This is a genomic window from Buchnera aphidicola (Eriosoma lanigerum), assembly GCF_964059125.1.
In the GTDB taxonomy this organism is placed as follows: Bacteria; Pseudomonadota; Gammaproteobacteria; order Enterobacterales; family Enterobacteriaceae; genus Buchnera_D; species Buchnera_D aphidicola_C.
Genome location: NZ_OZ060395.1, coordinates 286,066 through 302,373 on the forward strand (window position 1 = coordinate 286,066; position 16,308 = coordinate 302,373).

A 16,308-nucleotide genomic window follows, 5' to 3' on the forward strand; every position below is an offset into this window, starting at 1 on the left:
ATATTAAATTTGTCATAATTTTATTAATCATAGTAATTATTTAAGTATTTATACATATATAGTATATATTGAAAATATTTTATATTAAGTATTGTTGGAATAATATATTTATATAGTTACATCACTTAATAATAATGGAGAACGCATGTATCTTAATATGATTAAAGAAAAGGCTATATTACCAACTAAATGGGGACAATTTGTTTTAGTAGGATTTCAAGAAAATAACCGAATTAATAGTAATCATGTTGCTTTAGTATATGGAAATATATTAATTACACAAAAACCAATTTTAGTAAGAATACATTCAGAATGTTTAACAGGAGATGCTTTATTTAGTTTACGGTGTGATTGTGGATTTCAATTAAAACAATCTATGAAAATGATTGCATCATCTGGGAATGGAATTTTAATATATCATCGTCAAGAAGGAAGAAATATTGGATTATTAAATAAAATTAAAGCATATTCTTGGCAAGATATGGGATTAGATACTGTAGAAGCTAATCATAAATTGGGATTTTCTGCAGATGAAAGAAATTTTTTTGTATGTTCTGAAATTTTAAAAAAACTGAAAATTAAAAATATATTATTATTAACTAATAATCCTATTAAAGTATTAGCTATGCAAACTTTTGGTATTAATGTTGTTAAAAGAATTTCTTTGGTTGTAGGTCAAAATACTAATAATTCCATTTATCTTAACACTAAAGAAAAAAAAATGGGGCACTGTTTATAACATTAATTTTTAATATTATTACATAATTATTATGTTAATATTTTATGTTTATTTAAAATAAAAAATTATTATTAACAATAATAAATATTTTATAAATAAAATTATAAAAAAATATTTTTTATTATATATAACATTATTAATTCATAATCAAATATTTTATAATAATTATATTATTAATAATAATCAATATTATAAATAATAACATTTTTTTATAGTTTTTTAATGAATGTATCACATAAAAAAAAAAAAAATATGATATTTTTTTTATTAATTTATTAAAGTTATTGATAATTAAGAGCATAATTATATTTAATTTAGTTATACGTCATAATTTTTATTAGTATTTATTGATTAGTTTCTATTTTTATATAGTAATAAAAACCAGTTTATATTTCGTTTTAATAAAGATAAAAACATAAATTTATTATATGTATTGTTTTTTTTATTTTGTTTTATTTTTTAATATATATAATTTTATTATAAAAATAATATTTTTATACGTTATTAATTATTTTTTATTATAGTCATCGTTATTTATATAATTATTTTTAATATTTTTATATAATTTATTTATTTTTATGTATTACAAACAATAAGATGACTATAATATAAAAATGTAGATATTTTAAATATATACATATATATATTTGAATAAATCGTAATTGAAAATATATTAATATTTATATTTTAATTTTATATATATAAAAAATTTCATGTTTATTATAAATAATTAAAATATCAAAATTATTACTATTTTTTTTATACTATAGTACATTATAATAAAAAATCTTCTAATTTTTTAAATTGCTTAATAATTGCATTTTTTATAATTCTTGGTGTTCTTCCTTGTCCTGTCCATGTTTTTATTTCTCCATTTTTATTAATATATTTATATTTTGCAGGTCTAGTAGCTCTTTTTTTATTTTTTCCTAAAAATTTATTTGAATTCATAGATTGTAATAATTCGTTTGGATCTATACCATCTGCAATTAGCATTTCTTTATATTGTTGTAACTTTTTTGTTTTTTCTTTTATTTCTTCTAATGCTTGATTCTCTTCATTACGGCGTTCTTTTACAACTACTTCTAATTTTTCTAACATTTCTTCTAAAGTTTCTAAAGAACATTCTCTTGCGTGTGCTCTTAGAGTACGAATATTATTCAAAATTTTTAGACTTTCATTCATGAGTATACTCTCTAAATATAATTAAGTTTTTTTAACTTCATTTAATTTTAATAATCAATGTGAATCATTACAAATTTAATTATTAATATAATTATATAATTTATAAAATTAATATTATTAGAATAATATATATTTTAATTAATTTAAAATATATTAATTTTTATTTAATTAAAGTATTTTAATTTAAATATAATGATTAACATATATATAATTATTTTTATAATAATTAATTATAATTTTAAATATATTTATGTATAATTAATATTAGATTGTTTTAAAAAATAATAAAATTTAATTTTTTCTTTTTTCATTTTTAATAATATAAAATATATATGATTTTAAAATATTATTTAATTGATTTTAAATTTTAAAAATATCTAGTTTAATAACTAAATATTATTTGATATTTTATATAATAAATAATTATTGGTCATTAATAGAATATTATTAATTTATATATTAAATATTATAATAATATTTTTTATTTAATATATATATAATATATATAGAATAATATTTTTATGTATTTACATATTTTATTACTATTAATGTTATCTTAATATGATATTTTTAATTTATTATATATCAATTTTATAAAAAGTTAATGTTACTGTTAAAATAAATTAAAAATATTATTCATATTAAAATTAAAATAAGTAATTACAATAATGGGCTTAAAAAATAAAAAAATTTTTCTAAAATTCTTCTCCAATATGAACGTACAAACCATGATTGAGGGTCTAATAATTTAGAATGATTTATATATTCATATTGAATAGAAGCTAAATTATCTCCGAAATTTTTATCATCAATAACTAAAGTAATTTCAAAATTTAACCATAAGCTTCTCATATCTAAATTAGCAGTACCAATTAAACTCAGTTGTTTGTCCACTAACATACTTTTACTATGTAATAATCCTTTTTCAAATTGATAAATTTTTACTCCTGATTCTAATAGTTCACTAAAAAAAGCTCTACTAGCCCATTGTACTAATAATGAATCATTATATTTAGGAACAATAATAATAACTTCTACTCCTCTTTGAGAAGCAGTACAAATAGCATGTAATACATCATCACTAGGTACTAAATATGGTGTAGTAATAATTAACTGTTTTTGAGCAGAATATATAGCAATTAAAAATGATTGATGAATCATATGTTCAGGAAAACCAGGTCCAGAAGCTATAACTTGAATTAAATTATTATTACATTTTTTTTTATATATAGGATAATCATGTACTTTTGGTATAGCTGGTAAAATTTTTTTTCCTGTTTCTAATTCCCAATCACAAGAATATACGACACCAATTGTAGTAGCTATCGGTCCTTCAATTCTAGTCATTAAATCTATCCATTGACCAATTCTAGATGATTTTTTAAATAAAATTGGATCTACTAAATTCATACTTCCTGTATATGTAATATAATTATCAATTAGTATAATTTTTCGATGTTGTCGTAAATCTATTCTTCGAAAAAATGTTTTAAATAAATTAATTTTTAAAGCTTCTACAATGTGTATTCCAGCATGTCTCATAATGTGAACCCATTTACTTCTGAAAAATTTTATGCTACCAGCTGAATCTAACATTAATCTACAGGATATTCCTCTTTTAGCTGATGAAATTAATGCTTTAGCTACTTCATCAGCTAATCCTCCAGGTGTCCAAATATAAAACACCATTTCAATATTTTTTTTTGCTAAATGAATATCTTTAATTAAAATGTCAATAATATTTTGAGAATTGGTTAATAGTTGTAATTTATTATTAGTAATTCCATATAGTCCTTGTCTATTTTTACATAATTGAAATAATGGACTGGCTACTTTACTATTTGTATTTTTTAAAATATATTTATAATTTTTTATTTTTTTTATCCATTGATTATTTTGATTCCAAATTTTATGAATAAGTTTAATTCTTGTTTGTTCTACATACGGTTCGTCAAATAATAACCATATTAATATTCCTATTAATGGAATAGTATAAATAATTAGTAACCATATTATAGTTGAATTTCTTGTTTTTTTATTAATAAGAATTTTAATTGTAAGACTAGCGATTAACAGCCAATATCCTAGAAACATAAACCAAGAAGTAAAAATATAACTATTCTTCATGCATTATATTTCCTATTAACTTTTATTTAAGTATTAATTGTGTTTTAAAATTTATATATATATCATTAATTTATGATTATATAAAATAATTAATATGTATTTGTATTATAATACATCAATATGAATAATATTAATTATAATAAAGAATAGAATTATTTCTATATTATTAAATACCATATATATATATATATATATAAAATTAAAAATATATTGTTTTATATTATATGTTACTTACATTATGTAAAATATTACATATGATATAGATGTTACCTATATAAAATCAGTAAAAGTAACATAGTTAATGTCATAAACATAATAATAATTTATATGTTAAAAATTAATAATATCATTTTTCATTAATTTTTAATAATTTTATATAAAAGTTATAGATATATATAGTAAAACAATTGATTTTTATATTTAATTTATAAAAATATTGTATATAATATTTTTTTATTTTATAAAAAGATATAACAATCTTCAATTTTCAACATAGAGTTTTTGGTTTACCATATTCGTTAATAGCTACATAAATAAATATAGCTTTTGTTGCTTGATAGAAATGACCTATAGGTTGAGAAGTTACTTTTTTAATCCATATTTCAATATGAATTGTAATAGAACTATTTCCCACTCTAATACATTTTGCATAACAAGCAACAATATCTCCAATATTAACTGGTTTAAAAAAAACCATGTCATTCACACTAACAGTTACCACCCTACCTTTTGCGATTTCTTTAGCTAAAATAGCACCACCCATGTCCATTTGAGACATAATCCAACCTCCAAAAATATCTCCATGAGCATTTGTATTAGCCGGCATAGCTAATGTTCGTAGTACCATTTCACCTTGAGGAAATTGTTTATTTTGCATGTTTATAAACTCATATAAAATAATTATAAAAATATTACAAAATATACTATATTAATATTATTTTTTAATATTTTTTATATATAATATATTTAATAAAGTAAATAAAATTATAATTCCAGACAATCCAAACATTTTGAAATAAACCCAAAAATTTTCTGAAAAATGATAAGCTATATATAAATTTAAAACACTGCATAACAAAAAAAATAATGACCATATTATATTTATTTTCTTCCATTCTTGATTAGATAAAGAATAATATTGACATAAAATTGATTCTAATAATGTTTGTTTTTTCATTTTTGGAATTAAAATTAATATTAATGCTAATAAAAAATATAAAATTGTTATTTTCCATTTTATAAATTCAGGATTATGAAAAATAATAGTAAAAGAACCAAAAATAAAAATTATTATACAATTGATAATATTAATTATATCTATAGTTTGATATACATAATAATGTATAATACAAACTATTAATGAAATAATCATTAATACTATTGTAGCTATAAAAATATTAAATATGTGATATGTAATAAAAAATAAAAAAATAGAAAAAATATCTAACAATATTTTCATATTTATAAAATTTCCAAATTAAAAAGTATTACTATCTAGTTAACATATAAAAACGGTATAAATATACAATAAGAATACTGAATATACAGTTGTTTATGGTATTTTGTAATAAAAATGAAATAAATTCTGGAAATATATAAAATATAGTAATTAATAACATAGATATCGTTAATTTTCCAAGTATCCATATGATTATAGCAGGTGCTAATATATATATTTTTTCTTTTGTTAAAAGTATACTACTATACATTGAATCAATAATAGTTTTTCTTTCAATGATTAAAATAATAGGAGATAGGGATAATAAAATCAATCCAATGATTCCTGGTAATATAAAAAATATAAATCCTAATTGAATAATTACAGATAATATAAACAATAATGAAAACAAATGTAGAAATATTGAAAACATTTTTTTTATAGATAATACTATATTAATTCGATTATGATTAGAAATTATTGATATAAATATAATCAATAATCCAATGAAACTAGTATTACTAATTAAATAACTAATCGTTTTTAATATCGATATTTTTATTAAAATTATTTTTTGTTCCAATGGAATAATATTAATTAATTCAAATATATTGTTAGTATTGTAATGTGTATATAAATTAGAAATTGTATAAATATTTAAAATAATTCCGTAATTTATAATAGTGCTGATTATAGAACTCAAAAAAGCAATTATAATAATAGAATTCATTTTTTGTATAATAAAATTATACGTGTCACGGTATAATGAAATTGCCGTGATGAACATAAACATTCCTTTTCTTATTATTGTATAGTATATTACATGTAATATAACATATACATGAAAAAATTATAAAATTAGCATATACATATTTATATATATATGATGTTATTTTAATTATTAGTATATTTAATTATATAATAAAATTATTTTAGTATAAATATACATTTTTAGTTGATTCTTTTAGTAAAAATATAAAGTTTTTTAATTGATTGAACATTTTTTTCAGATTTAAATAGTAATTTTCTATTATTTTTATAATAGCTGAACCACAAATAATTCCTTCTACTCCTGAATGAAGAATATTTTTTATTTGAGTAGGTGAATTAATCCCAAAACCTTGTAACAATGGTAGAGATATAATTTTTTTACATTTTTGAACTAATTTATTTAATATTATATTCGAATGATTATGAATTCCAGTGACTCCTGAACGAGATAATAAATAAACGTAACTTGTATCATGCATTCCTAATTTTTTAAGATATATGTCGTCAGCGTTTGGAGGACACATAAAAATAGGACTAACATTATATGTTTCTGATCCCTGTAAAAAATTACTATATTCTTGAATAGGAACATCTGGAAACAATACTGAATCAATTTCTATATTTTTACATAATTTATAAAATTGATTTATACCCATTTGATATGCTAAATTAGCATAAAGTAATAATCCAATTGGTATATTTGAATATTTTGTTCTAATGATATGTAACATTTCAAAACATTTATTTATTGTAATTCCGTTTTTAAAAGCTCGTAAATTAGCATTTTGTATAATAGGTCCATCTGCCATAGGGTCTGAAAATGGAATTCCTAATTCTAAAGCATCAGCACCATTTTCTATTAATATATCTACAATTTTTAATGAAATTTCAATTGTTGGATCACCTAATATAATAAATGGAACAAAACATCCTTCTTTGCGTAAATATAAATTATGAAACAATTGTTGATAACGTGTTTTCATTATCTTTTTCCTGTCTTTTGTTTTTTAAAATATTTGATACTGTAAATATATCTTTATCACCTCTTCCAGATAAATTAACTACTAATATTTGTTCTTTATTATGATCTTTGTGCATTATTTTTAATGCATACGCTAATGCATGTGATGATTCTAATGCTGGTATTATACCTTCTTTTTTACATAAAAGTTGAAAACTATCTAATGCTTCAGTATCATTAACTGTTACATAAGTAACTTGTTTTGTGTCTTGTAACCATGCATGTTCAGGACCTACTGATGGAAAATCTAAACCAGCTGAAATTGACCAAGATTCATTAATTTGTCCTTCTATATTTTGTAAAATTTTTGATTTCATTCCAAAGTAAATACCAGTACTTCCAGCACACAAAGTAGCTCCGTGTTTATTGCTGTTGATACCATTTCCTCCAGGTTCTACTCCTATTAATTTAACTGATTTATCATTAAAAAAATTTGAAAATATTCCAATTGCATTTGATCCACCTCCAACACAAGCTAGTATTATATCCGGTAATTTTCCTTCTTGTTCTAAAATTTGTTTTTTTGTTTCTATTCCAATAATTTTTTGAAATTCTTTAACCATAGTTGGGTAAGGATGCGGGCCTGCAGCAGTACCTAACATATAATATGCAGAATTATAATTTTTAGACCAATCTCTTAATGCTTCATTACAAGCATCTTTGAGACTACGAGATCCATTATTCACTGAAATTACTTGTGCACCTAATAATTTCATTCTAAAAACATTTGGTTCTTGTCTAATGATATCTTTTTCTCCCATGTAGATACGACATTTTAAACCTAACAAAGCACAAGCAATAGCTGTTGCTACTCCATGTTGTCCAGCTCCTGTTTCTGCTATAATTTCTTTTTTATTCATTTTTACAGCTAATAATGCTTGTCCAAGTACTTGATTAGTTTTATGAGCTCCACCATGTAGTAAATCTTCACGTTTCAAATAGATTTTTGTTTTAGTTCCTTTAGTTAAATTATTACATAATGTTAATGGTGTTGGTCTACCTGCATAATTATTTAATAAATTTGATAATGATTTATTAAATTTAGTATCCTTTGATGCATTAAGAAATGCTTTTTCTAATTTAATCAAAGGAGGAATTAGTATTTGAGGTACATACATACCACCAAATTTTCCAAAATACGGATTCAGTAAAATCACAATAAATACCTATAATAAGATTAATATAATTTATATTTAAATAAATGAAAATGACGAAGTATTTTAAAGATAATTTTTATTTTTTCTTTATCTTTAATCCCAGGTGATATTTCAACACCAGAATTAAAATCTAATCCAATACATCCTATAGTAGAAGCATTAAAACAATTATTTATATTTAAACCACCAGCTAAGAATACATTAGTTAAATTGTGATTATTAAGAACAGACCAATTAAACGTTTTTCCAGTTCCACCTCCATTTTTATTGTCTAGAATATAATTGTTTACATTATTCCAATTTAATAGTGGAACATTGTTATCAATAGATATAGCTTTCCAAATTTGAGTAGATTTAGGAATAATTTTAAACAAATTATTAATATAGTCTTGATTTTCTTTTCCGTGTAATTGAATACCATACAAATTTAAATTATTTATGATTTTATTAATAAAAAAAATTGATTCATTACAAAATACACCTATATATTTCATTGGTACTTCTTTAATCATTGAGTAAGCATGTTTTTCATCTATATTTCTTATAGATTTTTTACAGAAAATCAAACCTCCATAAATAGCACCAGAATTAGAAACAACTTTGGCATCTTCTATTCGAGTTAATCCACATATTTTATTTTTTCCCATTATCAAACAACGAATAGATTCATCTAAATTTGTAGATTGCATTAATGAAGATCCAATTAAAAATCCATCTACTAAAGGACTTAATTCTCTTATTTGATTATAATTAGATATACCAGATTCAGAAATAATAATTGTATTTTTAGGAATTTTAATAGCTAATATTTTAGTTTGATTAATATTAATCGTAAGATCATGTAAATTACGATTATTAATTCCAATAACTTTAGCTTTTAATGCAATAGCTCTATTTAATTCAGTTAAATTATGGACTTCGGTAAGTATTCCCATATGCATGGTTTGTGCAATGTTTGATAATTTTTTATATTGATAATCATTAAGTACTGATAACATAAGTAAAATTGCATCAGCTTGATAATAACGTGCTAAATAAATTTGATATTCGTCAATAAAAAAATCTTTACATAATATAGGTTGATGTGTAATAGATCTACATTGAGATAAATATTCAAATTTACCATGAAAATAATCTTCATCTGTCAAAATTGAAATTACTGAAGCGTATTTTTTATATATTCTTGTTATTTTTTCAATATTAAAGTGTTTATTAATTAACCCCAATGATGGAGAATGTTTTTTGCATTCTAAAATAAATGAAGGATGTATGCTAGTTAATGCTGTATGAAAATTTTTTTTTGTTAATTTTATTTGGTTTTTAAATGTATGCAATGGAAATTGTTTTTTTTTTTTGTTTAACCATATTATTTTTTTAAATAAAATTTCTTGTAACACAGTTTTTTGCATAATTATCCTTTTCAGCCATATTTTTTATATATTTATAAATTTTTCCACTTTTAATTATTGACAATGCACGTTCAGTATTTTCTTTTAAGTTTTCGTATCCAAATATTTTAAATAATATAGCAACATTAATTGCTATAGTTTGCATATGAATAATATTACCAGATCCTTGTAATAGATTTAGCATATTTTCTGAACTGTTTTCAAAAGAAATATCATTGATATTAATATTTTTTTTAATATAATCAATTCCAAAATCTTTTGCTGTTAATTGGTAAGATTGTATTTTATTGTTTTTAACTTCTATTAAATTAGTAACACCGTCTATAGTTATTTCATCAGTACCATTACTATGTAACACTATTGCTCGTTTATAATTTAATATTTGTAATGTTTGAGCCATAGGTAACAATAATTGTTGTTTGTAAACACCTATAACAATTAAATCTGGTTTGGATGGATTTAATAAAGGACCTATAATATTAAATAGTGTTGTTGTAGCTAGTGTTTTACGAACTAAAGTGGCATATTTAAATCCGATATGATATTCGGTAGCTAATAAAAAACAAATGTTATATTTATTTAACATATTTTGTGATTGTATATATGATTGATTAATGTCAATTCCAAAATATTTTAAAAAGTCTGCTGATCCTGATTTACTAGAAATATTACTATTACAATGTTTAATAATTTTGCACCCATCTATTGCTGCTACAATAGCACTAATAGTAGAAATATTTATTGTATTTTTACCATCTCCACCAGTTCCAACAATATCAGCAAATATATAATTAGGTTTAGGAAACTTTTCACATTTATCTAAGAATGCTTTTACAGCACCTACCATTTCTAAAGGGGTAAAATTTCTAATTTTAATAGCTGTTAAAATAGCACTTAATTGTATATCGTTTATGTTACCTTCAATAAAATTAATAAATAAAAGATAACTTTCTAGTTCGGTTAATGGAATTAATTGATATAGTTTTTTTAATATTTTATTCATATATTTTTCATATAGTTGTTACAAATAATAAATTACATATAAAAATATGTATTTAAAGTAAATTTATATTATATTTCATACTAGATCTATATAATATAATTATTTTTATTATCTTTACATGAATTATTTTAATTTTAATTAATATTTTATATTTTATATTATATATAATTTTTTTTATAAAAAAAATAAATATTTAAAATTTATAATTTAATTATGACAAGTATTCATATACTCATGATATTTATTTATAATTATAATAATTTTTTTTTATTATTATTTATTTCAAGATATATAAACAATTAAATTTATAAAAAAAATTAATATGTTAATTAATAGGTTATTTAATAATCTAACTATATTTAATACTAATTGTTATATATTATAACTATTTTTAATATTAGTTATATTAAATATATGTATTTATTTTAAAAATATTTATATTTTAGTATTAAATTTATTTAAGTATTTTATATTATAATTGGAGATATGATGGTTAACAGATTACTAATTTTTATTTTATTTACAGTTGTATCCGTAACTTGGGGAAGTACTTGGATTGCTATGAAGTTAGCATTGCTAACTATTCCTCCTTTATTTGCTACTGCAGCAAGATTTTTAATTACAGCTCCAATATTAATGGTAATAGCTATATGTACAAGGAAACCTTTATTGTTTCCCCCTAAAAAAAAAATGTTTCAATTTATCATTTTTCTATTTTATTTTTTATTACCATTTACTTTAATGTTGTATGGGGGTACCTATGTTAGTTCATCATTAGCTTCAATGATTTTTGCAACTATGCCTGTACTAATATTAATGTTTTCAATATTGATTATGAAAGAACCAATTTGTACATTAAAAATAATTGGATTAGTAATATCATTAACTTCATTATTAATAATTTTAGTAAAAGAACTTAATATAAATTCAATTAATCAAGTGAAAGGGACTATAGCATTGTTGTTAGCAGTTACAAGTCATGCAATTGTTTATGCTAAGTCAAAAAAAGAATTTTCTAGTTTATCAGTATTTACTTTAAATACGTTACCATCATTGTTTTCTGGAATTATATTATTAATTATTTCAATTATATTTGAACAACCAAATATATTAAACTTTTCTATAAAATCTATTGTGGCTATATTATATTTAGGAATTGTTTCTGGAGTATTTGGAATATTGTCATATTTTTATCTTCAAACTAAAGTTAGTTTATTACAAGCATCTATGATTTTTCTTATTTTCCCTTTCATTTCTCTTTTTCTAGAAAATCAAATTTTTGGATATATAATTTCTATTTATATGCTATTTATGTCTTTTCCTTTAATATTTGGTATATTAATAACATTATTACCTTGTGATTACTTGAAAATAATACGATTTAATAATGATAAATAATAAATATTATTTAATAGAATTTATATGTACATTAAATATAATAATTTATTGCAACAATATAATATAAATTTAATTAAATATTTTTTGACTATGAATTAATTTTTAATAATTATAATTATATATTATATATGATATAAAATTTCAGATTATTTTCCATGAAAGAAAGAATACAAAAAATTTTATCTAATGCAGGATTTGGATCTAGAAGAAAATTAGAACAAATAATTAAGTCTGGTTTAGTATATATTAATGGGAAAAAAATTATTATTACGGATAAAATACAATTTAAAAACATTAAAAATATAATAATAGATAAAAAATCATATTGTTTTAAAAATTATAAAAAAAGTAAAATAAGAGTATTATTATATCATAAGCCTATTGGAGAAATTTGTACTCATCATGACCCGAAATCTAGAATAACAGTATTCAATAATTTACCGTCTTTAATTAATGGAAAATGGATAAATGTTGGAAGACTGGACATAAATACGAGTGGTTTATTATTATTTACTAATTCTGGAGATTTAGCAAATGCTTTAATGCATCCTAAATTTCAGTTAGAAAGAGAATATCAAGTTCGTATATTTAATTATTCTAAAAAAAATTTAAATATAGAATTGTTAACTAAAGGAGTAATGTTAAAAGATGGTTTGGCAAAATTTGATTTAGTACAAAATATTAGTGGTATAGGAAAAAATAAATGGTTTCGAGTAATAATATCTGAAGGTAGAAATAGAGAAGTCAGACGTATTTGGAGTTCAATACATTGTATTGTTAATAAGTTAATACGTATTCGTTATGGAAATATTATTTTGCCTAAATCTTTAAAACATAAAAATTGGAAAGAACTAAATAATATAGAAGTACGTAATCTTTGTAAACTAGCACGTGTACATTATGATTAATGTTATTAAAATAAATGTAAAAATACTTTGCTATGAAATTTTTATATATATGTATAAATATATACATTTATTTAATTTAATTGAATAAAATTAGGTGATATATGTATGTTTTAATTTTTAATAGCATTTAAAATATAAATGTTTATTTATACTACAATTAGTTCAATAATTTAAAACAAATAACATTTTTAATGCTTACATTAATAATTATTATATAATAGTTATTAATTAATTTTAAATATACATGTATTTTATAATAATGGTGATTATGGTGAATTTTTTTTATAATTATATTTTATTTATAGCTAAATCTATTACTGTTATGATTTCAATCATAACTACATTTTTTTTGATTAATAATTTTACTAAACAAAAAAAAAATCAGGATGGATCGATTAAAATTACTGTTTTAGAAACAAATTTTAATGAAATTAAAAATAATATTTTATTATCAAAAATGAGTTTATTAGAAAAAAAAATATGGAAAAAAGAGGAGAAACAAAGAATAAAAAATAAAATAAATAAAGAAAAATTGGAAGTAAAAAATAATATTAAAATTAATAAGCCAACTTTATATGTATTAGATTTTAAAGGGAGTATACAAGCTAAGGAAGTGTCTAATTTAAGAAAAGAAATTTCTGCTATCATTTCTGTAGCACAAAAAAATGATGAAGTATTATTAAGATTAGAAAGCTCTGGAGGTGTAGTACATGGTTATGGATTAGCGGCTTCACAACTAGAAAGATTAAAAAAAGAAAATATTTATTTAACTATTGTAGTAGATAAAATTGCTGCTAGTGGTGGCTATATGATGGCATGTGTAGCTAATCATATAGTTGCTGCTCCATTTGCTATTATTGGATCAATTGGTGTAGTATCACAATTTCCTAATTTTAATAAATTATTAAAAAAAAATAATATAGATATTGAGTTGCATACAGCTGGAATTCATAAAAGAAACATAACCATGTTTGGAGAAAATACTGAATTAGGAAGAAAAAAATTATGTGATGATTTAGAACAAACACATATTTTATTTAAAAATTTTATACAAAGTATGAGACCAAGTTTAAATATTAATTCTGTTGCAAATGGAGATCATTGGTTTGGTTCAATAGCATTAGAAAAAAAATTAATAGATAGTATTAATACAAGTGATGACGTTATTTTTTCTAAAAAAAATAAGTTTCAAATTATAAAAATTCAATATTGCAGAAATAAAAAATATTTTGATTTTTGTTTTAACGGTATAATTAATTATATTTTTAAAATATATAATAAATTATTTTTATAAATATTTAATATTATAAATGTATAAAAAAACAAAGTAATTTATTATCTTTATTTATTTTTCACTTGGTATTACATGATACAAAAATATGTAATGATATTTATCAAATTGTTATTAAAAATATAGTTTTTGTACTTTTCTTGTATAAAAGATTATATTTTGATAAAAATCTTAAAAATTAATGTTAATTAGTAAACATAATAAATATTAGCAACAATATACTGTATAAACATAAATTATTTCATATATAAAATATATATATTAAACCAATGATGCGAAACATGTACAATTAATTTATATTATACTTACTCATAAAAAATTAATTTTAAATATTTGAATAATATTTAAATATTAGAATTGAGATAAAAATAAAAAATATATCAACTAGAAGAAATATAGATAATTATTAATTTAATACATCGTATTATTTGTAATAGATATTTATTGGAAATCAATATATAATTAATTTATATTATATAATATAATTAAATTATATAAATAATCAATAAATTATAAAATTTTTTTTTTGTTTTTATAAAATTATTTTTGTATAATTAATAAAAATTATTTTTTTTTTTTTTATTTATTTTATAATTTATTATATTAATTATTTTAAATAGATTTTTATTTTTAAGTATAAACATTGTTAGGTAAAATACAATTTAAAAAAAGATTAAATATTTTTATGCTGTATTATTAATATATGTATTAAATTTTTAAATTTTTATTTAATAATACAAAATATTTTTATTTTTTTTTAATTAATTATGTTTTACATCAATTAAATTAATAATTTTAATTTATATGATTCTATTTTTATACAAATTATTTTCTTTTATAAGATTTTAATAATTAATATAGATATTAAAAAATACATAATTATACAATAATAATATATACATTACTCATATAAATTTATTTAATTGTTTAATAAAATTAAAATATATTTCACATGTATTAATTTAATAAAATGTATATTTTTATATAAAGGTATAATTTATCTTAATTATTTTTAATTTTTTTTTGATTTTACAAAATATAAATTAAAATTATTTAATTTTATTAAAATTTTTATGATGGAACTATGAATCAATTGATTAATAAATTTCATTTCATTGTTGATATATAATTGTATGAGATATATAATATCTCTTATAAATATTTATGTATTATTATAAAATATTTAATAAAAAATATTTTTTTTTAATTGTTCACAATATTATTAATCACTGTGAAATATATATTATAAATACAAGCATAAAATTCTATAAATATATTTATTAAAAATTCAATTTATATATTATAGAAAATATTATAATTTTTATATACATTAAAGTTTATAAAATAATAGAATTAGTGATTAATAATATATATTTTATAAAAAAATATATATATTGATGTAATTAATAGAAATATTAATAATTTATATCAAAATAATATATATAAATATATTTATAACGTGGAATGAAATAAAAAATAAATCATTATTAATGTACTATTTTGTATTAATATTAATTATTATTAAATTTTAATAGATAAATATGAAATATTTTAGTTGTATATACAATTAAAAAAAAAATGTTATTTAAAAAAAATATTTTATTAGATTTAATTATACAATAAATTCAAATTTATATAAAAATATTTTTATAATGTACTTCATATATTTAAATTTATTATTTTTATTAAACATGTTATTTTTAAATAAAAAAAAATAGAACTACATTAATATTTAATTTATTTGATCAATTTTAAACATGTATCATTTATAAAAATATATAAAATATTAAATTAATTTAAAATTATTATTTCAGAATGAATAATATAGAAAAATTATTATTTAATTATTTAAAAATAATTT

13 protein-coding genes are annotated in these 16,308 nt (G+C 19.3%); 4 read left to right on the forward strand and 9 right to left on the reverse strand.

The genetic code is table 11. The features are described 5' to 3' along the window. The first annotated feature begins 145 nt into the window (after positions 1 to 145). Complete coding sequence (gene ribA, locus AB4W75_RS01215; RefSeq protein ID WP_367679638.1) at positions 146 to 739, forward strand: GTP cyclohydrolase II; 594 nt, start codon at positions 146 to 148, stop codon at positions 737 to 739. A gap of 774 nt (positions 740 to 1,513) precedes the next feature. On the opposite strand, the gene hns is transcribed toward ribA, so the two are convergent. From hns to trpD, 9 genes are all read right to left on the reverse strand, one after another. Continuing rightward, positions 1,514 to 1,924 (reverse strand): histone-like nucleoid-structuring protein H-NS, encoded by a 411-nt coding sequence (hns, locus tag AB4W75_RS01220; RefSeq protein ID WP_367679639.1) that lies wholly within the window; start codon positions 1,922 to 1,924, stop codon positions 1,514 to 1,516. Positions 1,925 to 2,584: 660 nt separating this feature from the next. After that, a complete protein-coding gene (gene cls, locus AB4W75_RS01225) occupies positions 2,585 to 4,051 on the reverse strand; it encodes a cardiolipin synthase (protein WP_367679640.1) in 1,467 nt (488 codons plus the stop codon). 487 nt (positions 4,052 to 4,538) lie between these two features. Then, entirely contained in the window at positions 4,539 to 4,928 is a 390-nt protein-coding gene (yciA, locus tag AB4W75_RS01230) for an acyl-CoA thioester hydrolase YciA (protein ID WP_367679641.1), read from the reverse strand. Between the two features lie 57 nt (positions 4,929 to 4,985). Further along, a complete protein-coding gene (locus tag AB4W75_RS01235; protein ID WP_367679642.1) occupies positions 4,986 to 5,510 on the reverse strand; it encodes a septation protein IspZ in 525 nt (174 codons plus the stop codon). Between the two features lie 31 nt (positions 5,511 to 5,541). Next, positions 5,542 to 6,276, reverse strand: coding sequence for a YciC family protein (locus AB4W75_RS01240; RefSeq protein WP_367679643.1), 735 nt, complete (start codon positions 6,274 to 6,276; stop codon positions 5,542 to 5,544). A 145-nt stretch (positions 6,277 to 6,421) separates the two neighbouring features. Continuing rightward, positions 6,422 to 7,243, reverse strand: a complete 822-nt coding sequence (gene trpA / locus AB4W75_RS01245) for a tryptophan synthase subunit alpha (protein WP_367679644.1) — start codon at positions 7,241 to 7,243, stop codon at positions 6,422 to 6,424. Next, positions 7,212 to 8,438, reverse strand: a complete 1,227-nt coding sequence (trpB, locus tag AB4W75_RS01250; protein ID WP_367679645.1) for a tryptophan synthase subunit beta — start codon at positions 8,436 to 8,438, stop codon at positions 7,212 to 7,214. The genes trpA and trpB overlap by 32 nt, the downstream gene beginning before the upstream one ends. 20 nt (positions 8,439 to 8,458) lie before the next feature. Next, positions 8,459 to 9,847, reverse strand: coding sequence for a bifunctional indole-3-glycerol-phosphate synthase TrpC/phosphoribosylanthranilate isomerase TrpF (gene trpCF, locus AB4W75_RS01255; RefSeq protein WP_367679646.1), 1,389 nt, complete (start codon positions 9,845 to 9,847; stop codon positions 8,459 to 8,461). Further along, positions 9,813 to 10,850, reverse strand: coding sequence for an anthranilate phosphoribosyltransferase (gene trpD / locus AB4W75_RS01260; protein ID WP_367679647.1), 1,038 nt, complete (start codon positions 10,848 to 10,850; stop codon positions 9,813 to 9,815). Before trpD ends, trpCF begins: the two co-directional genes overlap by 35 nt. Before the next feature lie 486 nt (positions 10,851 to 11,336). Here trpD and AB4W75_RS01265 point away from each other — a divergent pair, with 486 nt between their 5' ends. The 3 genes from AB4W75_RS01265 to sohB all read left to right on the forward strand — a co-directional run bounded on the left by AB4W75_RS01265 (position 11,337) and on the right by sohB (position 14,450). Continuing rightward, positions 11,337 to 12,248 carry a DMT family transporter gene (locus tag AB4W75_RS01265; protein ID WP_367679648.1) on the forward strand — a complete coding sequence of 304 codons (912 nt, stop codon included), beginning with the start codon at positions 11,337 to 11,339 and terminating at the stop codon, positions 12,246 to 12,248. A gap of 155 nt (positions 12,249 to 12,403) precedes the next feature. Next, positions 12,404 to 13,156, forward strand: a complete 753-nt coding sequence (locus AB4W75_RS01270) for a pseudouridine synthase (RefSeq protein ID WP_367679649.1) — start codon at positions 12,404 to 12,406, stop codon at positions 13,154 to 13,156. Between the two features lie 271 nt (positions 13,157 to 13,427). Then, positions 13,428 to 14,450 (forward strand): protease SohB, encoded by a 1,023-nt coding sequence (gene sohB / locus AB4W75_RS01275; protein ID WP_367679671.1) that lies wholly within the window; start codon positions 13,428 to 13,430, stop codon positions 14,448 to 14,450. The last annotated feature ends 1,858 nt before the right edge of the window (positions 14,451 to 16,308 follow it).

What these genes read in the sequence shown, in the direction of transcription:
- ribA (WP_367679638.1), top strand. Translation starts at nt 146, where the DNA reads ATGTATCTTAATATGATTAAAGAAAAGGCTATATTACCAACTAAATGG.
- hns (WP_367679639.1), bottom strand. Translation starts at nt 1,924, where the DNA reads ATGAATGAAAGTCTAAAAATTTTGAATAATATTCGTACTCTAAGAGCA.
- cls (WP_367679640.1), bottom strand. Translation starts at nt 4,051, where the DNA reads ATGAAGAATAGTTATATTTTTACTTCTTGGTTTATGTTTCTAGGATAT.
- yciA (WP_367679641.1), bottom strand. Translation starts at nt 4,928, where the DNA reads ATGCAAAATAAACAATTTCCTCAAGGTGAAATGGTACTACGAACATTA.
- AB4W75_RS01235 (WP_367679642.1), bottom strand. Translation starts at nt 5,510, where the DNA reads ATGAAAATATTGTTAGATATTTTTTCTATTTTTTTATTTTTTATTACA.
- AB4W75_RS01240 (WP_367679643.1), bottom strand. Translation starts at nt 6,276, where the DNA reads ATGTTCATCACGGCAATTTCATTATACCGTGACACGTATAATTTTATT.
- trpA (WP_367679644.1), bottom strand. Translation starts at nt 7,243, where the DNA reads ATGAAAACACGTTATCAACAATTGTTTCATAATTTATATTTACGCAAA.
- trpCF (WP_367679646.1), bottom strand. Translation starts at nt 9,847, where the DNA reads ATGCAAAAAACTGTGTTACAAGAAATTTTATTTAAAAAAATAATATGG.
- trpD (WP_367679647.1), bottom strand. Translation starts at nt 10,850, where the DNA reads ATGAATAAAATATTAAAAAAACTATATCAATTAATTCCATTAACCGAA.
- AB4W75_RS01265 (WP_367679648.1), top strand. Translation starts at nt 11,337, where the DNA reads ATGATGGTTAACAGATTACTAATTTTTATTTTATTTACAGTTGTATCC.
- AB4W75_RS01270 (WP_367679649.1), top strand. Translation starts at nt 12,404, where the DNA reads ATGAAAGAAAGAATACAAAAAATTTTATCTAATGCAGGATTTGGATCT.